This window comes from Pseudoclavibacter sp. RFBB5 (genome assembly GCF_002931555.1).
Lineage (GTDB): Bacteria > Actinomycetota > Actinomycetes > Actinomycetales > Microbacteriaceae > Pseudoclavibacter.
In genome coordinates this window covers 131,728-156,953 of record NZ_PSTZ01000006.1, presented here as the reverse complement: position 1 = coordinate 156,953, position 25,226 = coordinate 131,728, and the positions used below count along the sequence as shown (strand labels likewise).

At 68.7% G+C, this 25,226-nt stretch carries 21 protein-coding genes; 10 read left to right on the top strand and 11 right to left on the bottom strand.

Going from position 1 to position 25,226, the window contains the following annotated elements:
• Positions 1 to 98 precede the first annotated feature (98 nt).
• The 4 genes from C5B97_RS17910 to C5B97_RS07240 all read left to right on the top strand — a co-directional run bounded on the left by C5B97_RS17910 (position 99) and on the right by C5B97_RS07240 (position 6,503).
• On the top strand, positions 99 to 266 hold the full coding sequence (locus C5B97_RS17910) for a hypothetical protein (RefSeq protein ID WP_181026939.1): 168 nt from the start codon (positions 99 to 101) through the stop codon (positions 264 to 266).
• Complete coding sequence (locus C5B97_RS07250) at positions 263 to 1,138, top strand: type II toxin-antitoxin system death-on-curing family toxin (protein ID WP_104311438.1); 876 nt, start codon at positions 263 to 265, stop codon at positions 1,136 to 1,138. The genes C5B97_RS17910 and C5B97_RS07250 overlap by 4 nt, the downstream gene beginning before the upstream one ends.
• Positions 1,139 to 1,209: 71 nt before the next feature.
• The gene (locus tag C5B97_RS07245) at positions 1,210 to 5,148 is read left to right on the top strand and encodes a Pls/PosA family non-ribosomal peptide synthetase (RefSeq protein WP_104311437.1); all 3,939 of its coding nucleotides are present in this window, start codon (positions 1,210 to 1,212) and stop codon (positions 5,146 to 5,148) included.
• Entirely contained in the window at positions 5,145 to 6,503 is a 1,359-nt protein-coding gene (locus tag C5B97_RS07240) for a M1 family metallopeptidase (protein WP_104311436.1), read from the top strand. The genes C5B97_RS07245 and C5B97_RS07240 overlap by 4 nt, the downstream gene beginning before the upstream one ends.
• On the opposite strand, the gene C5B97_RS07235 is transcribed toward C5B97_RS07240, so the two are convergent.
• The 8 genes from C5B97_RS07235 to C5B97_RS07200 all read right to left on the bottom strand — a co-directional run bounded on the left by C5B97_RS07235 (position 6,472) and on the right by C5B97_RS07200 (position 15,255).
• A complete protein-coding gene (locus tag C5B97_RS07235; RefSeq protein ID WP_258068059.1) occupies positions 6,472 to 7,290 on the bottom strand; it encodes a 4'-phosphopantetheinyl transferase superfamily protein in 819 nt (272 codons plus the stop codon). The two genes, C5B97_RS07240 and C5B97_RS07235, sit on opposite strands and share 32 nt — an antisense overlap.
• Positions 7,291 to 7,513: 223 nt before the next feature.
• Positions 7,514 to 8,791 (bottom strand): ATP-dependent Clp protease ATP-binding subunit ClpX, encoded by a 1,278-nt coding sequence (clpX, locus tag C5B97_RS07230; RefSeq protein WP_104253100.1) that lies wholly within the window; start codon positions 8,789 to 8,791, stop codon positions 7,514 to 7,516.
• A 125-nt stretch (positions 8,792 to 8,916) separates the two neighbouring features.
• Positions 8,917 to 9,588 carry an ATP-dependent Clp protease proteolytic subunit gene (locus C5B97_RS07225; RefSeq protein ID WP_104253101.1) on the bottom strand — a complete coding sequence of 224 codons (672 nt, stop codon included), beginning with the start codon at positions 9,586 to 9,588 and terminating at the stop codon, positions 8,917 to 8,919.
• Between the two features lie 14 nt (positions 9,589 to 9,602).
• Positions 9,603 to 10,217 (bottom strand): ATP-dependent Clp protease proteolytic subunit, encoded by a 615-nt coding sequence (locus tag C5B97_RS07220; RefSeq protein ID WP_104240770.1) that lies wholly within the window; start codon positions 10,215 to 10,217, stop codon positions 9,603 to 9,605.
• Between the two features lie 160 nt (positions 10,218 to 10,377).
• A complete protein-coding gene (gene tig, locus C5B97_RS07215; protein WP_104311435.1) occupies positions 10,378 to 11,760 on the bottom strand; it encodes a trigger factor in 1,383 nt (460 codons plus the stop codon).
• Positions 11,761 to 12,026: 266 nt separating this feature from the next.
• On the bottom strand, positions 12,027 to 13,595 hold the full coding sequence (locus C5B97_RS07210) for a tripartite tricarboxylate transporter permease (protein WP_104253103.1): 1,569 nt from the start codon (positions 13,593 to 13,595) through the stop codon (positions 12,027 to 12,029).
• Positions 13,583 to 14,263 (bottom strand): tripartite tricarboxylate transporter TctB family protein, encoded by a 681-nt coding sequence (locus C5B97_RS07205; protein ID WP_104311434.1) that lies wholly within the window; start codon positions 14,261 to 14,263, stop codon positions 13,583 to 13,585. The genes C5B97_RS07210 and C5B97_RS07205 overlap by 13 nt, the downstream gene beginning before the upstream one ends.
• Entirely contained in the window at positions 14,260 to 15,255 is a 996-nt protein-coding gene (locus C5B97_RS07200; RefSeq protein ID WP_179557492.1) for a tripartite tricarboxylate transporter substrate binding protein, read from the bottom strand. The genes C5B97_RS07205 and C5B97_RS07200 overlap by 4 nt, the downstream gene beginning before the upstream one ends.
• Before the next feature lie 178 nt (positions 15,256 to 15,433).
• Here C5B97_RS07200 and C5B97_RS07195 point away from each other — a divergent pair, with 178 nt between their 5' ends.
• Positions 15,434 to 16,786: an ATP-binding protein gene (locus tag C5B97_RS07195; protein WP_181026938.1), complete on the top strand. Its 1,353-nt coding sequence runs from the start codon at positions 15,434 to 15,436 to the stop codon at positions 16,784 to 16,786.
• Positions 16,783 to 17,532 carry a response regulator gene (locus C5B97_RS07190; RefSeq protein ID WP_104311432.1) on the top strand — a complete coding sequence of 250 codons (750 nt, stop codon included), beginning with the start codon at positions 16,783 to 16,785 and terminating at the stop codon, positions 17,530 to 17,532. The genes C5B97_RS07195 and C5B97_RS07190 overlap by 4 nt, the downstream gene beginning before the upstream one ends.
• Here the strand turns inward: C5B97_RS07190 and C5B97_RS07185 are convergent, their stop codons facing one another.
• A complete protein-coding gene (locus C5B97_RS07185; RefSeq protein ID WP_104311431.1) occupies positions 17,533 to 18,957 on the bottom strand; it encodes a hypothetical protein in 1,425 nt (474 codons plus the stop codon).
• 118 nt (positions 18,958 to 19,075) lie between these two features.
• Here C5B97_RS07185 and C5B97_RS07180 point away from each other — a divergent pair, with 118 nt between their 5' ends.
• From C5B97_RS07180 to C5B97_RS07170, 3 genes are all read left to right on the top strand, one after another.
• Positions 19,076 to 20,266 (top strand): M24 family metallopeptidase, encoded by a 1,191-nt coding sequence (locus C5B97_RS07180; protein ID WP_104311430.1) that lies wholly within the window; start codon positions 19,076 to 19,078, stop codon positions 20,264 to 20,266.
• Positions 20,263 to 21,507: a M20 family metallopeptidase gene (locus C5B97_RS07175; protein ID WP_104311429.1), complete on the top strand. Its 1,245-nt coding sequence runs from the start codon at positions 20,263 to 20,265 to the stop codon at positions 21,505 to 21,507. Before C5B97_RS07180 ends, C5B97_RS07175 begins: the two co-directional genes overlap by 4 nt.
• A 62-nt stretch (positions 21,508 to 21,569) precedes the next feature.
• On the top strand, positions 21,570 to 23,009 hold the full coding sequence (locus C5B97_RS07170; protein WP_104311428.1) for an MFS transporter: 1,440 nt from the start codon (positions 21,570 to 21,572) through the stop codon (positions 23,007 to 23,009).
• Positions 23,010 to 23,087: 78 nt separating this feature from the next.
• On the opposite strand, the gene C5B97_RS07165 is transcribed toward C5B97_RS07170, so the two are convergent.
• Both C5B97_RS07165 and C5B97_RS07160 read right to left on the bottom strand, forming a co-directional pair.
• Positions 23,088 to 23,573 (bottom strand): SRPBCC domain-containing protein, encoded by a 486-nt coding sequence (locus C5B97_RS07165; protein ID WP_104311427.1) that lies wholly within the window; start codon positions 23,571 to 23,573, stop codon positions 23,088 to 23,090.
• Between the two features lie 16 nt (positions 23,574 to 23,589).
• The gene (locus C5B97_RS07160) at positions 23,590 to 23,967 is read right to left on the bottom strand and encodes a helix-turn-helix transcriptional regulator (RefSeq protein ID WP_104311426.1); all 378 of its coding nucleotides are present in this window, start codon (positions 23,965 to 23,967) and stop codon (positions 23,590 to 23,592) included.
• A gap of 93 nt (positions 23,968 to 24,060) precedes the next feature.
• On the opposite strand from C5B97_RS07160, the gene C5B97_RS07155 reads away from it, so the two are divergent.
• Positions 24,061 to 25,170 (top strand): winged helix DNA-binding domain-containing protein, encoded by a 1,110-nt coding sequence (locus C5B97_RS07155; RefSeq protein WP_104311425.1) that lies wholly within the window; start codon positions 24,061 to 24,063, stop codon positions 25,168 to 25,170.
• Positions 25,171 to 25,226: the final 56 nt, after the last annotated feature.

The window sequence follows — 25,226 nt, the reverse complement described above, 5'->3', positions numbered from 1 at the left end:
ACCTTGTCTCACCAATCTCGCGCGACGACCGTTGATCCCACTGCCCGGGTCTTCCACAGCCCCATGAGTCGATGAGAGCCGTCGAGTAGAGTGACGCCATGTCAAGCCCGATCGACTCAAGAGCTCGCGAGCCCATGACGTTCGCGACGGCGCCGCGATACGAGCACGATGGCACGATCTTTCTCGACGAAACTGCTATCGAGGATCTCGTTCGCGGTGTGATGGATGACCACTGCGAACTGCTCCGTCGCCTCGCCGAGCGATGACGATCACTTACCTCTCCGTTGATGCGCTGATCAGAATCAACGAGATTGTGGCCGCGGAGCAATCTGGTGTTCGTAACCGCGACGACATCGCCAGCGCCGCTGGCAGACCCCGCGCTTCATTTGAGGGCAAGGATCTTTATCCTACGATCTGGGCCAAGGCGGGGGCACTATTGCACGCGTTGGCTACCACACAGGGCTTCTCAAACGGGAACAAGCGCACCGCGTGGATCGCGACCGACACATTTCTCCGCGCAAACGGACAACATCTACGTTCCATACCAGCCATCGCAGGTGAGGCCATCGTCAACGCCGTTGTCGAGTCCCTCGATTTCAGGGAAGACAAGGCAACAGAGTGGCTCTACGAGCATCGCCTTCGAGCGAGCGATCGTCACGACTACTCGCTGGTAGCAGAGTCAGTGCTTGTGAACGAGACCGGGACCTACACGGCCACGAAGGTCATGGGATCGAGCATGGAGATGGAGACTCGCCCTCATTTCTTTGCGCCCACGATCCTGACTCGATTGTTCGGGCTCGGAGCCGATGGCGGTCGACAGGCCGTGATCACGATGGACATCGAACATGCATCGCGAGCTCGGGTCGCGCTCATCGCAGACTCTGAGAGCGAAACCCTCGCACGGACGGCCTATAAAGAGGGAAAGCTCGAAGCTCTAGCTTCTCCAGAATTCAGCGCCGAGCTCATGTTCGCAAAAACCATGCCATCTGCCTACATCCCCAGCGGAGTTAGGCCCGCCGCGATGATCTGGCCGGTGCCGCTCCTCGTCTTCGAACCGGGGCCGGTAGGAATCGAGCTGAGACTCGACGGGGAACTCATGCACCGCATTGAGCTGTCCTTCGTTGAGTACCCGACTTAGGCCATCCGCTCCGAAGTCAGCCGCAGAGGCTCGGCAACCGCTGCGTTACCTTTCACCGGTAGCGTGGCTCCGTGCACTCCCCTCTGGACCGATCCTCGGCCGCCCCCGCGCCCCGCACCCTCATCGACGTGCTCTCGGCGACAGCGACCGCGCATCCCGACGCCATCGCGATCGATGACGGCGTCGCTCCCCTGAGCTACTCGGATCTGTCGGCCTACGTCGCCCAGACGGCCAAGGTGCTGCAGGATGCGGGAGTCCGTCGCGGCGACAAGGTTGGCGTGCGACTCGTGTCCGGCACCCGTGAGCTGTACGTGGCGATCCTCTCCATCATCGCCGCCGGGGCCGCCTACGTGCCCGTCGACGTCGACGACCCGGACGAGCGAGCGCTGCTCGTGTTCGGCGAGGCCAAGGTGCGAGGCACCATCGAGGGCGACGGCGAGTTCGTGCTCGCGGCCGACGGCGAGCAGCCAGCAGGGGAACCGGTCGATCTCTTCGAAGCCGAAGCACCGCACCCCGAGAGCAGCAGCCTCGACGAGCTCGACGGCCCGCACCTGGACGACGACACCTGGGTCATCTTCACCTCCGGCTCGACGGGGGTGCCGAAGGGCGTCGCCGTCTCCCACCGCTCCGCGGCCGCCTTCGTCGACGCCGAGGCGAAGCTCTTCCTGCAGGCCGAGCCAATCGGCCCAGGCGACCGCGTCCTCGCCGGCCTGTCGGTCGCCTTCGACGCCTCCTGCGAGGAGATGTGGCTCGCCTGGCGCTACGGCGCGTGCCTCGTGCCAGCCCCTCGGTCGCTGGTTCGCTCCGGCGAAGACCTCGGGCCATGGCTCCTGCGGCACCAGATCTCAGTCGTCTCGACCGTCCCGACACTGGCCGCACTCTGGCCGAGCGAGACCATCGAGCAGGTCAGGCTCCTCATCTTCGGCGGCGAGGCCTGCCCGCTCGAGCTCACGCAGCGCCTCTTCGGCGACGGCCGCGAGGTCTGGAACACGTACGGCCCGACCGAGGCCACCGTCGTCGCATGCGCAGCGCTCCTCGACGGCAACGCGCCCATCCGCATCGGCCTCCCGCTCGACGGGTGGGAGCTCGCCGTCGTCGACGCCGAGGGCAAGCGCGTCGCAGAAGGCGAATCCGGCGAGCTCATCATCGGCGGCGTCGGCCTCGCCCGCTACCTCGACCCGGCCAAGGACGCCGAGAAGTACGCGCCCATGGATAGCCTCGGCTGGGAGCGCGCCTACCGCTCAGGCGACCTCGTCAAGTACGAAGCAGAAGGTCTCGTGTTCCTCGGGCGGGCCGACGACCAGGTCAAGATCGGCGGCCGTCGGATCGAGCTCGGCGAAGTCGAGGCGGCGCTGCAGGCCGTCACCGGCGTCACCGGGTCGGCCGTCGCCGTCCGAAAGACCTCGGCAGGCGCCTCCATCCTCGTCGGCTACGTCGTGACGGGACCCGGCTACGAGCGGCAGCTCGCGCGCGCCGAACTCGGCGAGCAGCTGCCGAAGGCCCTCGTGCCGCTGATCGCCGAGGTCGACTCCCTGCCGACCCGCACGTCCGGCAAGGTCGACAAGAACGCACTGCCCTGGCCGCTCCCCGGTGCAGACGAGGTCTCCGGCGACCTCGACGCCCACACCGCCTGGCTCGCCGAGCAGTGGCAGGCCGTGCTCGGACTGCCCGTCGGCAGCGAGGACGCCGACTTCTTCGACCTCGGCGGCGGCTCGCTCTCTGCCGCCCAGCTCGTGACGCGCGTGCGCGCCCGCGTCCCCGAGTTCACGGTCGCCGATGTGTACGACCATCCCCGCCTCGGGGCCATGACCGAGTCGATCCGCGAAGCGCTCGACGATGAGGACGAGCTGCCCACGACCTTCAGCACACCAGGGCCGACTCCGCTGTCGGCGCGCATCCTGCAGATCGTCGCAGGTCTCCCCCTGCACATCCTCGCCGGGGCCCGCTGGATCACCTACCTGCTCACCGCGAGCGCCCTGCTGCAGCTCCTGCCCGGGTTCGAGGTGCTGCCGGATGCGCCGCTCTGGCTCATCCTCGTCATGCTCGTGGTGTTCGTGACCCCGTTCGGGAAGATGGCGATCTCGGTTGCAGCCGCGCGCATCCTGCTGTTCCGCCTGAAGCCGGGCGACTACCGACGCGGCGGGGCGACCCACATGCGCCTCTGGCTCGCCGAGCAGGTCGCCACGCAGATCGACGCCGTCGGGCTCGCCGGTGCGCCCTGGGTCGTCTACTACGCACGGGCACTCGGCGCGAAGGTCGGCAACAACGTCGACCTGCACTCGCTGCCGCCGGTCACGGGCATGCTGCAGCTGGGCGACGGCGCGGCCATCGAGCCGGAGGTCGACCTGACCGGCTACTGGATCGACGGCGAGCTCGTGCGCATCGGCGGCATCCGCATCGGCGCCGGCGCGACGGTCGGCGCCCGAAGCACCCTCGCCCCCGGCACCAAGATCGGCCAGGGGGCCGAGGTCGCGCCCGGTTCCGCGGTCTTCGGCCGGGTTCGCTCCGGCAAGAGCTGGGCCGGATCCCCCGCCGTCCGGGTCGGCAAGGTGCGCGCGAACGACTGGCCCGCCGAACGCCCACCGCAGCCGTTCGGGTGGGCCTTCGTCTACGCCGTCGCGTCAGCGGCACTCGCGCTGCTGCCGCTGTTCTCGTTCGCGGTCGGCGGGGTTGTCGTCGCGGTCGGGATGCGCGGTGCAGCGTCACTGGGCGACGCCACCCTCGCCGCGTTCGCGTGGCTCGCACCCGCAGTCATCGCTGCGGGGGTCACCTTCGCGGGGCTCGTCGTGACCCTCGTGCGTCTCCTCTCGATCGGCCTCGCACAGGGCACGCACCCCGTGCGCTCACGCGTCGCCTGGCAGGCCTGGTGCATCGAGCGCCTACTCGACGCCGCCCGCACCATGCTCTTCCCGTTCTACGCGAGCCTCTTCACCCCGCTCTGGCTGCGGATGCTCGGCGCCAAGGTCGGCCGCGACGTCGAGGCCTCGACCGTGCTGCTCCTCCCCTCGATGACGCAGATCGATGACGGCGCGTTCCTCGCCGACGACACCATGGTCGCCTCCTACGAGCTGCACAACGGGTGGATGCGCATCGAGCGAGCCCGCATCGGCGCACGAGCCTTCCTTGGCAACTCCGGCATGGCAGCGGCAGGGCACTCCGTGCCCCGCGACGGCCTCGTCGCCGTGCTCTCCGCCGCGCCCGCGAAGGCGAAGCCCGGCTCATCCTGGCTCGGCTCGCCCCCCGTACGCCTCCGCCGAGTGACGGTCGACGGCGACGAGTCCCGCACCTACAACCCGCCGCGGGCGCTGCGCATCGCCCGCGCGCTCTGGGAGCTGTGCCGCATCGTTCCCGTCATCGTCACCTGCGGACTCGGCCTCGGCGTGCTCCTCGCCCTCGCCGCCATCGAGACCGCGGTCGGCGTCGCCTGGACCATCGTCCTGTCCGGCTTCGTCCTGCTCGCCGCGGCAGCCGCATCCGCCCTCATCTCGACGGTCGCCAAGTGGGTCATCGTCGGGCGCATCCGCGTCTCCGAGCAGCCCCTCTGGTCGAGCTTCGTGTGGCGCACCGAGGTCGCAGACACCTTCGTCGAGATGGTCGCAGCCCCCTGGTTCGCGCGCGGGGCCGCCGGAACGCCCGCCCTCGCGCTCTGGCTGCGCTCGCTGGGCGCGAAGATCGGCAAGGGCGTCTGGTGCGACTCCTACTGGCTCCCGGAGGCAGATCTGGTCACTCTCGGCGACGGAGCCACCGTCAACCGGGGATGCGTCGTCCAGACTCACCTGTTCCATGATCGAATAATGAGCATGGACACCGTCACCCTCGAAGCAGGCGCAACACTCGGACCGCACAGCGTGATCCTGCCCGCCGCCACGATCGGCGCCCACGCCACCGTGGGACCAGCCTCCCTTGTCATGCGAGGCGAGTCGGTGCCCGTCGGCAGCCGCTGGAGCGGCAACCCCATCGGCCCCTGGCGCGCGCTCAAGCTCCGCGCCTACCAGTCGAAGGTGTCATGAACCGCGCCGCCGCGCTTGAGCCCCTGCCCGGCAACCCCTACACGCCGCAGAGCGGCGACGTGAGCATCCGTGTCGAGCACTACGACCTCACCCTCAAGTACCGGATGCAGAACAACCGACTCTCCGGCACGGCGACGCTGAGCATCCGCGCCACCGTTCCCCTCACCGCGTTCTCCCTCGACCTCGTCGGCCTTCGCGTCAGCAAGGTCGCCGCTCGCGGTGACAAGCAGGCGCGCTTCAAGCAGAGCGACCGCAAGCTGAAGGTCACGCTGTCGAAGCCAGTCGAGGCCGGAGCCGCCATCACGCTCGAGGTCGTCTACGAGGGCGCCCCTCGTCCCCGCCGCTCCCGATGGGGAACCATCGGCTGGGAAGAGCTCGAGGACGGCATCATCGTCGCCTCGCAGCCCACGGGCGCCCCGACCTGGTTCCCCTGCAACGACCACCCCGCCGACAAGGCCAGCTACCGCATCCAGGTCTCCGTCGACAGCAGCTACGACGTGGTCGCGACCGGAGCGCTGCACTCGAGGCGCTCATCCGGAGGCCTGACGACGTGGGTGTACGAGGAGGGCGCACCGACCGCCAGCTACCTCGTCACCCTGCAGATCGGCCGCTACCGGCGCGAAGACGTGCAGCTCGCGGGAGTCGCCGGACGCCTGCACTACCCGCCCGCCCTCGCCCGTCGCGTGGGCACAGACCTCGCCGACCTCTCCCGCATGATGGAGACCTTCGAGCTGACCTTCGGCCCGTACCCCTTCGACTCCTACGCCGTCATCGTGACGGCCGACGACCTCGAGATCCCCCTTGAGGCCCAGGGCATGGCGATCTTCGGCGCGAACCAGATCGACGGTGCCAGAGGCCAGGAGCGCCTCGTCGCCCACGAGCTCGCGCATCAGTGGTTCGGCAACAGCATCGGAGTGGGTGGCTGGCAGCACATCTGGCTGAACGAGGGATTCGCCTGCTACGCCGAGTGGATCTGGGCAGAGGCGAGCGGCGCCGAGAGCGCCGACCAGCTCGCCAGGTACTACTGGCGCACGCTCTCCGAGCTGCCGCAGGACCTGCTGCTCGGCGACCCGGGTGCCGCCGACATGTTCGACGACCGCGTCTACAAGCGCGGCGCGCTCACCCTCCACGCCCTGCGCCTGACCGTCGGCGACTCGGCGTTCTTCGAGATCCTCACGAGCTGGACCTCGGTGAAGCGCTTCTCCGTGGCCTCGACCGCCGAGTTCATCGAGCACACCGCGAAAGTCGTGCCGGACGCCCCGCTCCAGGAGCTCTTCGACGCCTGGCTCTACCAGCTCGCCCTTCCCGAGCTGCCCAGCGCGCTCAGGGCGAAGGTGACCCGGCTCCTTCGTTAGCGGGTGCACTGGCCAGGCTCGTTCCCCGGTCCGGCTTCCGTGTGGCCACGGCCACGAGGAAGCGACGGTCGACGACGGACCGGTGGATGCGGTAGCTCGCCTCGTCCCCCGAGATGCGAGCATGCTCCTCCCCGTCGGCACGCCCCTCGCCGGACGCGAGGCGCACGAAGCTCGGGTCGACGCGCAGCCCGCGGCCGTCAGCTTTGAGGACCGCCTCGACGGCGGTCCACCGCTCGAGGTCGAGAGCCGGGTCGAACGCATCCCTCGAAGGCGCAGGGGGCGACGGGTCCTGGTCTGGCTCTGAGAGTTCACGGTCGGGCATCGCAGGGGCGGGCAGCGCAGGGGCGGAGTCTCCGTGGGACCGCAGCGCCTCGGCGTCGATCCCGAGTGCGCCGACATCGTCGGCGCTGGCCAGCGCGACGAAGACCGCGGACCCCGCGTAGGCGATGCTCACGAGCACCGGCAGGCCCGGGATGCTCGGCTTCCCGTGACTCGTCGAACCGCAGTGTGAGCACACTGCCTCGAGCGCCGCGACCGGCGCGAGCCCGTGCTCCCCGCCTTCGAGATGGTCTCCCGCGAGGTGGTCGAGGCCGAGCTGCACAAGCAGGCGACCGGTGAGGAACGCGTCCGCGCGGCCGTCTGCCCGCGCGTCGGACATGGTGCCCAGCCGCTCGCGGTCACCCGCGGACAGCACCTCGAGAGACCGCCGGCGGTCTCGTCCGCCGAGTGCACGGGCGTCGGCGCTAACGATGAGGACCCTGCCGAGCAGCAGTTCGATCACCTTCACGCGGTCTGCCCCACGTCTTTGGAAGAGACTCGCCTCGGTGCGGCGGCAGAGCGCGTCGGTGAGGCCCCCGAACGAGTCGAGCGCATCGAACCCACCGGCTGCGCCTCGCGACCGGCCGCTCCCCCGCGGCGACCGGCCGCTGGCTGACGCAGTGCAGAAGCCCCGCGTGCGGTGAGGCAGGCGGGGCTTCTGGACGTCATCGAGGCGCTCACGCGACGGTGAGCTAGGCCGACTTCTCGGCGCGCAGCTCCGGTCGCGGGATGATCGTCGGTGCGGCATTCTTGAGCACCACGTCGCGAGTGATCTCGACTCGGCTCGCGTCGTCGAGAGAGGGCACATCGAACATGACCGGCCCGAGCGTCTCCTCGAGGATGGCTCGGAGCCCGCGGGCACCGGTCTGGCGCAGCACCGCGAGGTCGGCGATCTCCTCCAGCGCGCCTTCGTCGAAGACGAGCTCGACACCGTCGAGTTCGAACATCTTCTGGTATTGCTTCACGAGCGCGTTGCGCGGCTGCGTGAGGATGTCGATGAGTGCGCCCCGATCGAGCGGCGAGACCGTCGTGATGACGGGAAGGCGGCCGATGAACTCCGGGATGAGCCCGAACTTGTGCAGGTCTTCCGGGAGCACCTCGCTGTAGAGGTCGCGATCATCGTTCTTCGAGTGCAGGGGGGCGCCGAAGCCGATGCCCTTCTTGCCGGCACGCTGCGAGACGATCTCCTCCAGGCCCGCGAAGGCACCCGCCACGATGAAGAGCACGTTCGTCGTGTCGATCTGGATGAACTCCTGCTGCGGGTGCTTGCGGCCACCCTGCGGCGGAACCGACGCGACAGTGCCTTCGAGGATCTTCAGCAGCGCCTGCTGGACACCCTCGCCGGAGACGTCGCGCGTGATGGACGGGTTCTCCGCCTTGCGCGCGATCTTGTCGATCTCATCGATGTAGATGATGCCCGTCTCGGCACGCTTCACGTCGAAGTCAGCGGCCTGCAGCAGCTTCAGCAGGATGTTCTCGACGTCTTCGCCGACGTACCCCGCCTCGGTCAGCGCCGTCGCGTCAGCGACAGCGAACGGCACGTTGAGCCGCTTCGCGAGCGACTGCGCGAGGTAGGTCTTGCCGCATCCGGTTGGCCCGATGAGCATGATGTTGCTCTTCGAGATCTCGACCTCGTCGACCCGCTCTTCTGCAGAGGTGATCTGGCCGAGCGCGCGGACACGCTTGTAGTGGTTGTAGACCGCGACGGCGAGTGCCTTCTTCGCGGGCTCCTGCCCGATGACGTACTCCTCGAGGAAGGCGAAGATCTCGCGCGGCTTCGGGAGCTCGAAGTCCTTGACTTCGCTGGTCTCGGAGTCGGCCATGCGCTCTTCGATGATCTCGTTGCACAGCTCGACGCACTCGTCGCAGATGTAGACACCAGGACCAGCGATGAGCTGCTTGACCTGCTTCTGGCTCTTGGCGCAGAACGAGCATTTCAGCAACTCGCTGCTTTCACCGATACGTGCCATGAGGACCTCCTTCGCGGTCTGCCAAGACTAACCCGAACCACCGACATTGCCCGGATGGCCGCGCCAGGGGGACTCCCCCGACACGGCCATCCGGGCACTGCATGTCGCTGTTCGGTCTACTCGAACTAGTCGATGATGACCGGCTCGGCGCCCTTGCGGCTCGTGAGCACCTGGTCGATGAGGCCGTACTCGAGGGCCTCGGCGGCCGACAGGATCTTGTCGCGCTCGATGTCGCGGTTCACCTTGTCGACGGGCTTGCCCGAGTGACGCGAGAGCGCCTCCTCGAGCCAGGTGCGCATCCGCAGCACTTCCTGCGCCTGGATCTCGATGTCCGACGCCTGCCCCTGGCCGGCGCCGCCGGTCGAGGGCTGGTGGATGAGGACACGAGCGTTCGGGAGAGCGAGGCGCTTGCCGGGCTGTCCCGCGGCGAGCAGCACGGCGGCCGCGGAGGCTGCCTGCCCGAGGCACACGGTGGAGACCTCTGGACGGATGTACTGCATCGTGTCGTAGATCGCCGTCATGGCCGTGAACGATCCACCGGGCGAGTTGATGTACAGCGTGATGTCGCGGTCAGGGTCCTGGCTCTCGAGCACGAGGAGCTGGGCCATGATGTCGTCAGCCGAGGCGTCGTCGACCTGCACTCCGAGGAAGATGATGCGGTCCTCGAAGAGCTTCGCGTACGGGTCCTGGCGCTTGTAGCCGTACGCCGTGCGCTCCTCGAACGACGGCAGGATGTACCGCGAGGAGGGGCTCTGGACGCCTGCCGGCGAGCCGCCGGTCAGAAATGGGGTGTTCATATGCTCTGGCTTCCTTACTCTGCCGACTCGGACGTGGACTCGGCGTCGCGCTTGGTGCCGCCGCCGCCCGTGACCTCGGTCGCCGACGAACGGATGTGGTCGACGAAGCCGTACGCGAGCGCCTCATCGGCGTTGAACCAGCGGTCGCGGTCGCCGTCCTCGTTGATCTGCTCGAGGCTCTTGCCCGTGCGCTGTGCCGTGATCGACGCGAGGCGCGCCTTCATGTCGAGGATCAGCTGCGCCTGGGTCTGGATGTCGCTCGCCGTGCCGCCGAAGCCGCCGTGCGGCTGGTGCAGCAGGACGCGCGCGTTCGGCGTGATGTAGCGCTTGCCCGGCGCACCTGCGGTCAGCAGGAGCTGGCCCATGGAGGCCGCCATGCCGATGCCCACGGTGACGATGTCGTTCGGCACGAACTCCATCGTGTCGAAGATCGCCATACCTGCGGTGATCGATCCACCCGGCGAGTTGATGTAGAGGTAGATGTCTCGCTCAGGGTCCTCTGCAGCAAGCAGCAGGATCTTCGCGCAGATCTCGTTCGCGTTCTCATCGCGCACCTCGGACCCGAGCCAGATGATGCGGTCTTTCAAGAGCCTGTCGAAGACGCTGTTCGGCAGTTGAATATCAGCCACGGTCGCTCCATTTCCCTAACGGTCGTCACCGAATCTAGTAGAGCCGCGAGGCCAGCGCTGGCCTGTTCGCCCACGGCACACGGTGCCTGGCAAAGGGCCAGGCATGCACGAAGCGCCGCCGGCGTGATGCCGGCGGCGCTTCGCGAACTGGAACTGGAGACTACTTGGCCTCGTCGTCCTTGACCTCGTCGGAGGCGACCTCTGCTGACTCGACGGCGTCGGCGGACGCCTCGGCCTCAGCTGCGGCTGCCTTGTCCTTGGCGCGCTGGACAGCGACCGTGAACTCGGAGATGTCGACGGCGTCGCCGTTGGTGTCGACGACCTCGGCCTTGTCCAGAACGAACAGGATGGCCTTGGAGCGTGCGACCTCGCCGATCATGCCGGGGAGCTGGTTGTTCTCCTGCAGGACGCCGATGAACTCCTGCGGAGCCATGCCGTACTGGGCTGCCGACTGGATGAGGAACTGCGTGAGCTCGTCCTGCTCGACCTCGACGCCCTCGGCCTTGATGACCTCGTCGAGGAGCACCTGCTGGCGGAAGGACTTCTCGGCGTTCGCGCGAACCTCGACACCGTGCTCGTCGTCGGGCTGGAGGCCCTCCTGCTCGAGGTGGCGCGTGACCTCGTCGTTGATGAGCGTCTCCGGCAGCGGGATCTCGACGAGCTCGAGGAGCTGCTCGACGATCTTCTCGCGTGCGGCGTCGACCTGCTCGAACGTCTTCTTGCTCTTGGCCTGCGTCTCGAGGTCGGCGCGGAGCTCCTCGATCGTGTCGAACTCGCTCGCGATCTGCGCGAACTCGTCGTCGACCTCGGGCAGCTCGCGGTCCTTGACCGACTGCACGGTGACCGTGATCTCTGCTTCCTTGCCTTCGTGCTCGCCGCCGAGCAGCGTGGAGCGGAAGGTGGTCTCCTCGCCTGCGGTGAGCGTGAGGAGCGCCTCGTCGGTGCCCTCGAGGAGCTGGCCGGAGCCGAGCTCGTACGAGATGCCCTCGGCCTCGTCGACCTTCTCGCCGTCGACCGTCGCGATGAGGTCGAGCGTCACGAAGTCGCCGTCCTCGATCGGGCGGTCTGCGGTGACGAGCGTGCCGAAGCGCTTGCGGAGCTCTTCGAGCTCGGCGTCGACGTCAGCCGCGTCGACGGCCGCAGCCTCGACCTCGACCTTGATGCCGTCGTAGGAGGGGAGCTCGATCGAGGGACGCGAGTCGACCTCGACCTCGACGACGAGGTCGCCTGCGAAGTCGGCGACGTTCGGCGTCTCGATGATGTCGGCCTTCGGGCGACCGAGCGGCTGCACGTCGGACTCTGCGACGGCCTGGTTGAAGAACACGTCGAGGCCATCGGAGATCGCCTGGTCGAGGACGGCGGCGCGACCGACGCGCTGGTCGATGATCGGCGTCGGAACCTTGCCGCGGCGGAAGCCGGGCACCTGGATCTGCTCTGCGATGGTGCGGTAGGCCGAGTCGACGTATGGCTTGAGTTCAGCCGGTTCTACGTTGATCGTCAGCTTGACGCGGGTCGGGTTGATCTGTTCGACCGAGGTCTTCACGTGGGGCATCTCCTGAGATACGTGGGGTGACTGCGCGGATTCGCGCGTGGAGCGGGGTGCGACTGCACGCCGCGCACCACCCAGATGGGCGTATCGCCGCACTGATGCGGCTGCGAACAGCCTACGGCACCCACAAACGACAGCACTCTACCGGCAATCAGGATTCGTGTGGGCGCGGAGGCGCGAGGGCGGATCCGGGGAACGCGCGAGGGCAGGCGGGCGCGCTGTGCGCATCCACCTGCCCTCGCGGCATCCGCTGGTCGGCGCTACCTGGCGTCCTCTCGCTCGGCGGCCTGGACGGCGACGGCCTCCGTCTTGGCCTTCTGGATCTGCTTCTCGCGGGTGCGGGTCCGCAGGTGCTGGATGGCGCTGATGACGATGGCGCCGGCCATGAGCACGTACAGCGCGATGGTGATGGGCGAGTCGACGAGGATGCCCAGGTCACCTTCGCTGACCGCCAGCGCGCGGCGCAGCTCGGTCTCGGCGAGTGGTCCGAGGATCGCGGCGATGAGCACGGGAGCGAGCGGGATGGCGTAGCGCCGCATCACGAAGCCGAACGCGCCGATCGCGAGCGCCAGCCAGAGGTCGACGGGCGACGACGCGATGGCGTAGACCCCGAGCATCGCGAAGCCCGTGATGCCCGCGTACAGGTAGTGGCGCGGGATCAGCAGCAGCTTCGCCCAGACGGCGGCGAACGGCAGGTTGATGATGAGGAGGATGAGGAGCCCGACGAAGAGGCTCGCGAGGAGCGGCCAGACGAGGTCTGCGCTGCGCTCGAAGAGGAGCGGCCCCGGCTGCATCCCGTACTGCTGGAACGCGGCGAGCATCATCGCGGCCGTCGCCGACGTGGGGAGGCCGAGCGCGAGCAGCGCGCCCATCGCCGTTCCGGCGGTGGCGTTGCCGGCAGCCTCGGGCGCGGCGACACCCTGGATGGCGCCGCGCGTGCCGAAGTCGCGGTCGCCGCGGCGCTTCGCGAGGCGCTTCTCCGTGCCGTACGCGAGGAAGGTGGGCACTTCGGAGCCGCCGACGGGGATCGCGCCGAAGGGCACGCCGTAGGCGGTGCCGCGAAGCCACGCCGGGAGGGCCTGTCGGAGCTCGCGAAGGTTCAGGTACGGCGATCCGGACGCGGGGATCTTCGTGAGCCCGCCCTCGCGGTGGATGCGGCTGGCGACGTGCAGGACCTCGCCGATCGCGAGGAGGCCGACCGTCACCACGATGATCGAGATGCCGTCGAAGAACTGCGGCAGGTCCATCGTGAAGCGCGAGGCGCCGGAGGGGCCGTCGACGCCCACAAGGGCGATCGCGAGGCCGATGCCGAGCGCGATGAGGCCGCGGATGACGGAGTCGGCGACCACCGAGGAGATCGCGACGAACGCGAACGCGGCCAGCGCGAAGTACTCGGCAGGCCCGAACTGCGTCGCCAGCTGCACGAGGAACGGCGAGAAGAACACGACGAGCGCCGTCGCGATCGTGCCGCCGATGAACGCGCCGATGGCGGAGGTTCCGAGCGCCTTCGCGGCTCGGCCGTCCTTCGCCATCCGGTGACCTTCGAACGTCGTCGCGATCGCCGAGGAGTTTCCCGGAGTGTTGAGCAGGATGCCAGAGGTCGAGTCGCCGAAGAGTCCGCCGAAGTAGATGCTCGCGAACATGATGAACGCGCCGGTCGGGTCGAGGCTGAAGGTGACGGGGAGCAGCAGCGCGACGGCCATGGCGGAGCCGAGGCCGGGCAGCACGCCCACCGCGGTCCCGAGGACGGCGCCGATGAGCAGCCAGAGGAGGTTGATCGGGGTGAGGGCGACGGTGAAGCCCTCGAGGAGGTGGGTCAGCTGATCCATGGGAGGACTCCGCTCAGGATTCCGGACGGCAGCGTCAGGCCGAGGCCCGCCGAGAACGACAGCTGCACGAGTGACGAGAAGAGGAACGCGACCCCGATGTCGAAGAGGTGGCGCTTGCTGCCGAGGGCGTAGGCGACGACCCAGAACAGCGCGGCGGCCGTGATGATCCAACCGAGCGGCTCGAGCAGCAGCGCAGTGCCCGCGAGCGCGGCGAAGACGATGCCGAGGGTCTTCCAGTCGGTGCCGTCGCGCTTCTTGCGCTCCTCCCCCGCGGCGGCCGTGACGACGCGGATCTCGGAGGTCGTGTCGATCTGGCCGATGTCCTCGAGCAGCTCCGGTGAGATCTCGAGCATCTGGTCCGCTTCGTCTTCGTCATCGCGTGCTGGCCTGCGGATGACGGTGATCGCGAGAGCGATGGAGACGATGAAGAGGAGGATGACGACGATGGTCGGGAAGAATTGCGGCCCGGGGACTCCCGCGGTTGCCGGGACGTCCATGGTGGCTGTGCCGATCGCGAAGACCGCGGCGAGGAGGAAGACGAACGCGGCGACCCCGAGTTCGCTCCTTCCGTGCCACCAGGAGCGTGGCCCCGTCTGGATGCTGCTGGTCGCTGGCCCTCTCGAATCTCGAGAGCGCTGCGCCTCACGCTGGTTCTGCACCTGACTCATAGTCCGAGCTCCTTCACGAGTGCGGTGACCTGGTCGGTCTCGCCGACGAGGAAATCTTCGAAATCGGTACCGGGCTGGAAGCTGTCCGTCCAGTTGTTCCGGTCGAGCGCGTCAGCCCATTCGGGGCTGTTCTCGAGCTCGGTGACGATGGCGACGAGCTCGTCGCGCGTCGCATCGTCGATGCCGGGTGGGGCGACCACGCCCCGCCAGTTGACCATCGCGACGTCGACGCCCTCCTGCTTGAAGGTCGGGATGTCGATGCCATCGACAGGGTCGGGGGCGGAGATCGCGAGCGCCTTGAGGGTGCCGGCCTCGATCTGGTCCCTGAACTCGTTGTAGCCGGAGAGCCCTGCCGCGGTGGTGCTCGAGAGCAGCGACGAGAGCACCTCACCGCCACCCGAGTAGGCGACGTAGTTCACGTCCTTCGGGTCGACGCCGACGGCCTTTCCGAGCATGCCGCTGAGGAGGTGGTCGATGCCGCCGAGCGAGCCGCCCGCGATCGAGTGGCCGCCCGGGTCCTTCTTCATGCCCTCGACGAACTCGTCGAGGGTGTTGTACGGCGATGAGGCCGGCACGACAAGCGCGTTGTAGTCGTCGGCAAGGCGGGCGATGGGCACCGTGTCGGCGAGCGACTCGCCCGTGTTGGAGAGCACGGTCGCCCCGACCATGACACCGCCGGTGACCATGAGCATGTCGTCGCGCCCCTGCATCTGCAGCAGCTGGCTGAGCCCGATCGTCCCACCCGCGCCGGGCACGTTCACGACCTGGGCGTTGTTGACGATGCCGTTGGCTCGCAGCGCCTGCTGCGCTTCGCGGGCGAAGGCATCCCATCCACCGCCGGGCGCCGCCGGCGCCATGATCGTGAGCTTGCTCCTCGCCGATGCTCCGGCACCCGCACTGCTCGCGTCCACGACCGCGAAGCCGAGGACAGCGACCGTGACGATGGCGAAGAGCGAGGTGAGCAGCTTGTTCGGGAGTCTTGTTCTACTCAATGGAGTATTCCTTCCGTTGGCAACGACTCTGTCGCCGCGCTGGTCTGCGCGCTCTCTACGATTGCACCGGGATTGAGCGTCGATGCCTTCTGGCCTTTATGGTCTTTGTGGACACGGAGGTCCGCCGGAGCAGCCGGTGCTCCTCGACGATCGGTGCACGGGGAGGTGTTGGAACGGCATGGCCAATGAACCGCGCGCGCAGCTCCGCGCCCTGCGCGGCCCACGCGTGCTCACGCTCGTCGCCGTGCAGTTCTCGATCGTCGTGATCTGCATGCTCGCGACGCTGCTTGTGGCACTCCAGGTGCAGCACACCTCCATCCGCGAGGAGACCGGCGAGCGCACGCTCGCCGTGGCTATGAGCCTCGCCGAGCTGCCTGCTGTGGTCGACGCCGTCGGCGAACCGGATGCCGGTGACACGCTGCAGCCGATCGCCGATCTCGTCGCGGAGTCCGCGGGCGTCGACTACGTCGTCATCACCGACGACGAGGGCATCCGCATCACCCACCCGGTGCCCGAGCGGCGAGGCGAGATGGTCTCGACCGACCCGAGCGTCGCGCTCGGAGGCGAGACGTTCGTCGGCTCCGAGGTCGGCACGGTGGGTCCGACGCTCCGCGCGAAGGTGCCGGTCTGGCGTGACGGGGTCGTGGTCGGCACCGCATCGGTCGGCATCCTCGAGTCCTCGATCTCCGCGCAGCTGGAGGATCGCATCTGGCAGGTGGTCCCGTGGGTCATCGGCGCGGGGCTCTTCGGGCTCGCGTGCGCCGCCGGGGTCTCCCTGGTCCTCGGCCGACGCTTCGACCATCTCGCGGTTGCAGCCCAGGAGCTCGAGACGCAGCGCCGCTTATCGGCGGCACTGCGCGAGCAGACCCACGAGTTCTCGAACCGCCTGCACGTCCTCTTCGGGCTCATCGAGGTCGACGAGCGGGGTGAGGCCCTCGAGTACATCCGCACGCTGACGCCGGTGGATTCGCTCGCCGCAGATCCAGAGCTCGAACAGGCCCTCTCGGATGCGCCCGTCCGCATCCGAGCGATCCTGGCAGCTGCGAGCGCGCGCCTCTGCGAGCACGGCGGGCAGCTCCACGCCGATGTCGAGAGCGACGACCGGGCTGTCCTCGAGCTCATCTTCGACGACGATGCGGCCACCGTGCTCAGCAACCTCGTCGGCAATGCGACCGAGGCCGTCGAAGCCCAGGGTGCCCGCGGAATCGTGCGCGTCGCCGTCGAGGCGGCACCCTCCGGCTTGCGGATGCAGGTCGACGACAGCGGTCCGGGGGTTCCGGAGGAGCTCAGGAGCCAGATCACCGAGGTCGGCTTCTCGACCAAGGAGACGCAGACGATGGGCGGTCTTGCGATTCCGCGCGGCGTCGGCCTCGGCCTCGTGCGCCGCCTCGCACGGGAACACGGCGGAGACCTCGTCATCTCGGACAGCGAGCTGGGCGGCGCGCGCTTCGTGGCGACCCTGTCCTCCGCTGGTGCCAGCGGCGCGGGCGGGTCCTCTGAAGCTCCGACTGCTGGGAGGATCGCACCGTGACCGCCATCCGCACGCTCATCGTCGATGACGAGACCGCCGTCAGACGCCTGCACGAGCGAATGCTCGCGGGCGTCGACGGCTTCGAGGTCGTCGCCACCGCAGGCAGCGGCCAGGAGGCCCTGGAGGTGGCCGCCAGCACGGAGATCGACCTCGTGCTGCTCGACGTGCACCTCCCGGACTTCAGCGGCGTCGAGGTGCTGCGCCGCCTGCGTCAGCTGCTCGGCGACTCCTTCGATGCCGTCATCATCTCGTCGGCCAACGACCGCCTGTCCGTCGCGCAGCTCGCGACGGCAAGCATCGCGGACTACCTCGTGAAGCCGTTCTCGAAGGCCAACTTCGAGGCCAGGCTCGTCAACTACCGGGACACTCGCGTGGCCGCGCCGAAGCCGGATGCCGCCGCGCCGCAGACGGCCCCACTCCGACAGCAGGACATCGACGGGCTGCTCGCGCGGCGCGGCGGCGGTCCTGCCCTTTCGGCCGACCGGGCAGGCGCTCTGGGGCCTCCGTCGCCGACGACGCGGGGCAGGCCCCTGCCGAAGGGACTCTCGGAGCCGACGATCAAGCTCGTCCTCGCCCACCTCGGATCGGAGTGGCAGTCCGCGCTCGACGTCGCGGAGGGGTGCGGCCTCTCCCGCGTCACCGCGCGTCGGTACCTCGACCACCTCTGCGCGCGCGGTCTGGCGGTCCTCGAACCCGTCTACGGCAAGCGCGGCCGCCCCGAGCTCCGCTACCGCCGCGCGTCCTGACTAGCTCGTCGGGGTGGGTGCCGCGCCCTCGAAGCTGATGCTCCAGGCCGTGTCCTCGTACGGCTCGACGCGGATGATCGTGGGGCCGGCCGGGAAGGGCCTGGTGAGCGACGTGACCTCGCTGATGCTCTCGTACCAGCTGTCAGCGCCGAACGTGTCGATCGAGATGCTCTGCTCCGGTTCGAAGGTGAAGGTCGCGTCCCCACCGGCGCCCGTGTAGAGCACGACCTCCGGCCCGGACCCCGAGTACTGGTCGTCGAAGGAGGGCAGCGTGTCCGTGGAGACGAGCGTCACCGTCCAGTCCCCCTCGGCCTCGATGTCGATGGCACGGAACTCGTCGTCCGTCCACTCGTTGATGACGGCGAGGCCCGAGTACTCGTCGTAGGCGGAGAGAGAGGAGCCGCCCATCTGCTCGCCGTCGGCGTCGACGTCGTAGATGCGCAGCCGTTCGCCCTCGAACTCGACCTGCAGCAGGCCGATGTCCGCAGATCCGCCCGGCAGGGTGACGTCGAACCGCGCGTTGCCGGTTCCCGAGACAGTGGTCGTCCCGTTGAGATCGAGCGTGCCGGTGCCGCCGGAGAGCTCCGTGACCGCTCCCCGGATCGAGCCACCCGTCGAGCCGATCAGCTGGATCACGAGCGCCACGACCGTCAGGACGAGCGTGATGACGCCGACGACGCGGCGCCCGCCACCGGCACGCAGCAGGCCGATGCTCGCGATGAGCGAGACGACGACGAGCACCCAGCCGATGAACGAGATCCCCGAGATCGCGAAGGTGAGGGCGAGGATGGCGGCGATGACGCCGAACCAGCCGCCACCGCCCTTCTTCGCCGTCGCAGCGGCTCCCTTCGACGCAGGCGAGGGTGCTGCCGGCGGTACGGGACGCTGCTTCGACGGAGTCCAGGAGGCCTCTCCCCGCTGCCCCGCGCCGGTCCCCGGCCGGCCGCCGACCAGGGCGCTCTGGACCTCCCTGGCACGTTTCCCGAGGAGGGCGCTGCTGTCGGTCGCGACCCGCGTGAGCAGTTCCTCGCGGTCGAGTGTGACGTCAGCCGGCTGCGTGAGCTGTTCGCCGTCCCCCGCGCCGGGAAGCACGTGCCCCGCCGACTGCGTTTCCTGCTCGCGGCGGATGATCGCGTCGAGCTCCTCCAGCGTGCGCGGCGGGTCAGGCAGGCCAGCCGGGGTGTCATCCCCTGTTGTCGTCGACGGCGGAGTGCCGTACGGATCCCGGTCGGCGTCCTGCGCATCCCGAACAGCTTCGCGCTGCTCGTCCTCGAGCCGCTGCGCGTCGCCCCTGCTGTCCTGCGCCGCCCATTTCGACACGAAGTCCGGGGCACGGTACCCCGTCGGCGCCTGGTAGTCGCGTTGCGAATAGTCGACGGCGCCGTCGTCCTTCTCGGAGTCGTCTGGCGTCGAGTTGTCTGGCACGTGAGCTCCTCGGGGCGATGAACGGGGCAGTGATCGCGCATCCATTGAACTACATGCACTCAGCCGGGCCTGCGAGCGAGTAGATTCTCGAGACCGCCGTCAGAGAAGGAGGGCCCGAATGTCGCAGCTCGCAGACTTCAGCCGTGAGGAGTTCGAGGTCAGGCTCGCGAACACGCGAGTCCGGATGCAGGACGCCGGCCTCGACGCCCTGCTCGTGACCGACCCGGCCAACCTCCACTACCTGACGGGGTACAACGCCTGGTCGTTCTACATGCCGCAGTTCCTCTTCGTGCCGGCCGACGGTGATCTGCTGCTCGTCATGCGGGCCATGGATGCGCACGGCGCGCACCACACGACGTGGCTGCCGCGCGAGCAGGTCGCCGGCTACCCGGAGAGCCTCGTGCATCGCGCCGAGGTGCACCCCATGGACTGGGCGGCCACCGAGCTCCGCGAGCGCGGGCACGCGGCCAGGAGGATGCGCGTCGGCTACGAGTCGGAGGCGCACTTCTTCTCGGTTCGATCCTTCCTGACCCTGCAGCGCAGGCTCCCCGAGTGGGAGCTCGTCGACAGTCGGGAGCTCGTCAACTGGGTGCGCCTCGTGAAGTCGAATGCGGAGCTCGCGCTCATGCGGAGCGCAGCCGCCGTGAGCTCGAACGCGATGGCGGCCGGTATCGAGGCGCTGCGCGGCGGCAGGAGGCAGAGCGACATCGTCGCGGAGATCCAGGCCGCGCAGGCCGCGGGGATCGGCGACGCCGAGGGCGACTACCCGTCGATCGTTCCCATGATGCTGGCGGGCGAGGGCGCAGACACGCCTCACCTGACGTGGTCGGGCGCCGAGATCGTGGCCGGGGAGGCCGTCTCCCTCGAGCTCGCGGGCGCCCACCGCCGCTACCACGCCCCGCTCGCTCGCACCGTGAGCCTCGGGCAGCCGAGCGCCGAGCTGCAGCGGGTCGCCGCGACGACCCTCGACGGCTTCGAGGCCGCGCTCGAGCTGCTGCGTCCAGGCCAGACCCCTGAGGCGGCAGTCGCGGCCTGGGATGCGGTGCTCGCGAAGCAGGGGCTCACGAAGGCGTCGCGCCTCGGCTACTCGATCGGCATCGGCTACCCGCCCGACTGGGGCGAGCACACCGTGAGCATCCGCTCGGGCGAAGAGACGGTGCTGGCCCCCAACATGACCTTCCACCTCATCGCGGGCATGTGGATGACGGGCTTCGGCTTCGAGGTGTCCGAGTCGATCCGCATCACCGAGACGGGCGTCGAGGTGCTGACCAGCGCGCCGCGCGAGCTCATCGTGAAGGGTGACGCGTGACCGGGCCGAGCGCAGCCGAGAACGCGGTGCTCGCACGGCTCGACCTCGAGAGCATCGTCGCTGACGCTGCCGAGCTCATCCGCGCGAGGGGCGAGAACCCCGGTGAGACGGAAGCCGCGACCGTCGAGGTCCTCGCATCGCTCTGCGAGCGGGCTGGGGCCCAGGTCACGCTCACCGAGGTCGCGCCCGGTCGGCACAACCTGCTCGCCGAGATCGGCGACGGCAATGGCCCCGCCCTGCTCTTCCTCGGACACAGCGATGTCGTGCCCGCGGGGGCCGGCTGGCTCGGCGACCCGTTCGAGCCGCGCCTCATCGACGGCCAGCTCATCGGCCGAGGCGCCGTCGACATGAAGGGCGGACTCGCCGCCGTGATCGCGGCGATGTCTGCCGTGCGCTCGGAGCACCCGGATGTTCGCCTCTCACTGCTCTGCACCGTCGACGAGGAGGACACCGCGACGGGTGCGCTCCGCTACATCGCGGACGCGCCCACAGCGCGTGAGGTGCGGAGTGCGGGCGAGCCGCTGCCGTACACGGCGTGCGTCGTCGCCGAGCCGACCGGCCTCGACACCGTGGTCGCGTGCCGAGGCGCCACGAACTTCATCATCACGCTGCGCGGGGCCGCAGCCCACGCCGGCAATCCGGCTGACGGAGCGAGCGCCATCGCAGCGGCGGCCATCGCCGTGCAGACCATCGAGGACGACGCGAGACACATCGCGCAGCAGGCGCCAGCAGTACCCGGCCTGATCAGCACCGGGAGCTGGAACGTCGGCATGATCGCCGGCGGTCACGGCACCTCGATCGTCGCGGAAGAGTGCACGCTCTACGTCGACCGACGGGTGCTCCCGCACGAGGAGCCGGAGGAGATCCTCGAGGACGTGCTCGCGCGCATCCGGTCGGCGATCGAGACGAGCGGGATGCTGAACGCCGAACGCATCACGGTCACCGGCCAGCTCGACATGGCGATGCCCGGGTTCCTCACCCCGCCCGACTCACCCGTGCCCGGCACGGCGGTGCGGGCCGTCGCCGATGCAGGCGGCACCTCGAGCATCGGCGGATGGAGCGCGGCCTGCGAGGGTGGGTTCATCGCCCGGCATCACGAGATCCCCGTCGTCATCCTCGGACCCGGCGACGTCAAGACGCAGGCGCACCAGCCGGAGGAGCGCGTGCAGGTCAGCGACCTCCTCGTCGCCGCGCGCGCCTACGCGCTTATAGCGCTCCGTCTCGGCGAGTCGTCCCGGTAACACCCAGGTGGGCGCGCTGGACTTGGGCATTACCCGTGTGGAACTTTCAGCAAGGAGCCCCCATGTCCTCTGATCAGTCCAACCAAGGGGGCCACAGCGCCACCCTTGCGCCCCTGACGCGCGAGATCGACCTCACCCCCATCCAGCGCAAGACCGCACGAAAGTCAGTCGCCGGTTCCGCGATCGGCAACGCCATCGAGTGGTTCGACTACGGCATCTACGGCTACCTCGCCATCTACGTCTCGCAGCTGTTCTTCACGTTCAGCGACGATCAGGGCGGCGCGCTCGCCCTCATCCTGACGTTCGCGACCTTCGCCGTGTCGTTCCTCGTGCGTCCGCTCGGCGGTATCGTCCTCGGGCCGCTCGGCGACCGCATCGGGCGCCAGAAGGTGCTCGTCTTCACGATCATCATGATCAGCCTCTCGACGGCTGCGATCGGGCTCCTGCCGTCCTTCGACTCGATCGGCTTCGCGGCGCCGATCCTCCTCATCCTGCTCCGCATGCTGCAGGGCTTCTCCGCCGGCGGCGAGTACGCGGGAGCGGCCATCTTCATGTCGGAGCACGCTCCTGACGACAAGCGCGGCTTCTTCGGCTCGTTCCTCGAGTTCGGCACGCTCGCGGGCGCCAGCGCCGCCGCCATCCTGTGCACGACGCTCGCCTTCATCGTCGGCGACGACGGGATGCTCGAAGGCTGGTGGCGACTGCCGTTCCTGCTGACGCTCCCCCTCGGCCTCGTCGCCCTGTGGATGCGCCGCCACCTGAGCGAGTCCGAGACGTTCGTCGACGACGCGCAGCAGCCGGGCGAGAAGCAGTCCGCGATCGGTGCACTCGTGTCGCTCCTCAAGAACTACCCGATGCAGGTGCTCAAGCTGTTCGGCTTCGTGATCCTCATCAACGTCGCCTTCTACCTCGTGCTGACGTACATGCCGACGTACCTGTCGACGACGCTCGACCAGAGCACCGCCGAGTCGACCTTCTCCCTGGTGGTCATCCAGCTGCTCATGATGGCCGTCATCGTGCCGTTCGGCGCGCTCTCCGACCGCATCGGACGGAAACCGCAGCTCATCGCCGCGAGCATCGGCTTCACGGTGTTCTCGGTGCCAGCGGTGATGCTCATCCAGACCGGATCGCTCATCGCGCAGATCGCGGGACTCGGCATCCTGGGCCTGTTCCTGGTGATGATCATCTCGACGATCTCCTCCACGCTGCCAGCGCTGTTCCCGACCGCGGTGCGGTACTCGGGGTTCGCGATCGGATACAACATCTCGACGGCGATCTTCGGCGGCACGGCGGCCTCGGCCAACACGTGGCTCATCGACCAGACCGGCAACGTGCTCATCCCCGGCTTCTACCTCGCCGGCGCGGGTCTCATCGGCCTCATCTCGGTGCTGACCTTCAAGGAGACCGCCGGGCGCTCACTGCGCGGCAACGTCATCCCCGGCAGCGACGACTCCGAACGCGTCGCCGCGGGCGAGCACCTCGTCGGCAAGATCAACAAGTAGGCGAGAGCAGCACGTCCGAGCGGCGCGCGTGGAGGCTCGATGCCCCTACGCGCGCCGCTTTGTCGCACGGCGGATGCGTCAGCTCGCGAGGACCCCGTCGATCTGGCCCATCGCCTCCGTCATGCCCTCGGCCATCCCCATCTCGAGGATGCTGTCGAAGTCAGCGGGCGATGAGAACACGGAGACGGTGGTCATGCGGGTGACGTTCCCGTGACCTTCGATCGTGACGGTGCAGCGCATGACCGGCAGCTCGAGGTTCCGGGAGCCGTCATCGTGCGCGAACCCGTTGTCGAACGACAGCGTGCGGTGAGGCTGGATGCTGACGAACTCCCACCATTCGCCAGCAGTGCTGCCGTCGGGGCCGGTCATATGCGAGGACACCCGGCCGCCCGGCTCGAACTCGAACTCGTCCACCGTCGAAGGCCAGGTCGGTGGGCCCCACCAGCGCTCGAGCTGGCGCGGGTCCTCCCAGAGCTGCCAGACCCGCTCCGGCGTCGCGGCGTGCTCGGTGACCACGGTCAGCGTGAGCTGATCCGCGTCCTTCTGCGTGGAGATGACGGGCATGGTCTCTTCCTCTCGATCACTGCTCGCCGGCATCGGCGCGCGCGGTGGGTGTTCCGGTCTGGTCGTCGTCGGCGAGCAGGTCGTCGATGCGGGAGCTGCGGTCGCGCCAGAGCTGCTCGTAGGACTCGAGGAGCCGCGTCGCCCTGGCGATCGTGGCGCTGTCGGCCTGCACGAGCTGCTCCCTCCCCTGCTTGCGCTTCTGTGTGAGGCCCGCCCTCGTGAGCACGGCGACGTGCTTCTGCACGGCCGCGAAGCTCATGGCGTAGGCCTCCGCGAGGCTCGTCACCGACTGCTCTTCGCGGAGCACGCGCGTGAGGATGTCGCGCCTCGTCGCATCGGCCAGGGCCTGGAAGATGCGGCTGACGTCGTCCTCGCTGAGCTGTCGTGTAACCATTTGGTTGCACGTTACGCCTGACTCGCAACTCTTGCAAGGCAAACCGGCTGTGCAGCTCCCTCGTCCGCCGGGCGCATCCGCCAGACTGACGTCATGACCAAGGAACTCACGCGCGCGCAGCTGCTCGGCCTGCGCCAGCGCGCGCAGGCACTCACGGGCGATCGCCTCACGGTCGCGGGTACTGCGGAGCGCTTGCTCGCCATGCAGGGACAGGACCTGCCAGGCGCGCTCTGGTCGCTCGGACTCCGCTCCGGATCGACGATCGGCGAGGTCCGGGCGAGCTTCGACCGCGGAGAGCTCGTGCGCTGCTGGCCGTTGCGGGGGACGCTGCACGTCGTGCCCGCACGCGACCTGCCCTGGTTGCAGCCGCTGACGGCCGACCGCGCACGCGCATCCATGCGCAAGCGCCACCAGGACCTGGGAATCGACGCGGCATCCGAGAACGCCGCCCGGAACTCGCTGCACACCGAGATGGATGCACGCGGCGAGACCCGACGCCTCACGCGCGCCGAGCTCTTCGCCGCCTGGGAACGTGACGGCATCTCGACCGGCGGCCAGCGCGGCGCGCACCTCCTGTGGCTGCTTTCGCTCGACACGACCCTCGTCTACGGTCCGTTCACGGGCACCGAGCAGCAGCTGGTCCTCGGCGCCGAATGGATCGCGAACCCAGTGACCCTGGACCACGACGCCGCGGTGCGCGAACTCGTCCAGCGCTACCTGCGCGGTCACGGCCCAGCGACGCTCGCCGACCTGCAGTACTGGTGCAAGCTGCCGCTCACCACGCTCAGGTCGGCGATCGATGAGCTGGGTGACTCGCTGGCCGGGGTGCAGTTCGACGGAACGCACCACCTCGCCGACGCGGCGGTGCTGGATGCGCGGGAGCGACCGAAAAGCGCCCCGACACTGCTGCTTCCGGGCTTCGACGAATGGATCCTCGGCTACCAGGACCGCTCGGCGAGCGTGCATCCCGATCACGCCGACCTCATCGTGCCGGGCGGCAACGGGATGTTCCGATCGACAGTCGTGCGCTCCGGCACGTGCGTCGGTCTGTGGTCCAGGAAGACCACGGCAACGAAGACGAACGTGGTCGCGACGCCGCTCGCGGACGGCTTCTCGGCGACCGCGGTGCGTGAGATCACAGCGCAGGTGGACCGCTACGCAGCCTTCCTCGGCGTGGAGGGCACCTTCGAGGCGACCCCGTAAGAGCCCCAGGACGTCCCCCGACGACACCGATGGGGGTGGTGGTTCGTAGACTGCAC

Coding starts and splice junctions, on each gene's coding strand:
- C5B97_RS17910 (WP_181026939.1), top strand. CDS start 99: ATGTCAAGCCCGATCGACTCAAGAGCTCGCGAGCCCATGACGTTCGCG.
- C5B97_RS07250 (WP_104311438.1), top strand. CDS start 263: ATGACGATCACTTACCTCTCCGTTGATGCGCTGATCAGAATCAACGAG.
- C5B97_RS07240 (WP_104311436.1), top strand. CDS start 5,145: ATGAACCGCGCCGCCGCGCTTGAGCCCCTGCCCGGCAACCCCTACACG.
- clpX (WP_104253100.1), bottom strand. CDS start 8,791: ATGGCACGTATCGGTGAAAGCAGCGAGTTGCTGAAATGCTCGTTCTGC.
- C5B97_RS07225 (WP_104253101.1), bottom strand. CDS start 9,588: ATGAACACCCCATTTCTGACCGGCGGCTCGCCGGCAGGCGTCCAGAGC.
- C5B97_RS07210 (WP_104253103.1), bottom strand. CDS start 13,595: ATGGATCAGCTGACCCACCTCCTCGAGGGCTTCACCGTCGCCCTCACC.
- C5B97_RS07205 (WP_104311434.1), bottom strand. CDS start 14,263: ATGAGTCAGGTGCAGAACCAGCGTGAGGCGCAGCGCTCTCGAGATTCG.
- C5B97_RS07195 (WP_181026938.1), top strand. CDS start 15,434: ATGGCCAATGAACCGCGCGCGCAGCTCCGCGCCCTGCGCGGCCCACGC.
- C5B97_RS07180 (WP_104311430.1), top strand. CDS start 19,076: ATGTCGCAGCTCGCAGACTTCAGCCGTGAGGAGTTCGAGGTCAGGCTC.
- C5B97_RS07170 (WP_104311428.1), top strand. CDS start 21,570: ATGTCCTCTGATCAGTCCAACCAAGGGGGCCACAGCGCCACCCTTGCG.
- C5B97_RS07165 (WP_104311427.1), bottom strand. CDS start 23,573: ATGCCCGTCATCTCCACGCAGAAGGACGCGGATCAGCTCACGCTGACC.
- C5B97_RS07160 (WP_104311426.1), bottom strand. CDS start 23,967: ATGGTTACACGACAGCTCAGCGAGGACGACGTCAGCCGCATCTTCCAG.
- C5B97_RS07155 (WP_104311425.1), top strand. CDS start 24,061: ATGACCAAGGAACTCACGCGCGCGCAGCTGCTCGGCCTGCGCCAGCGC.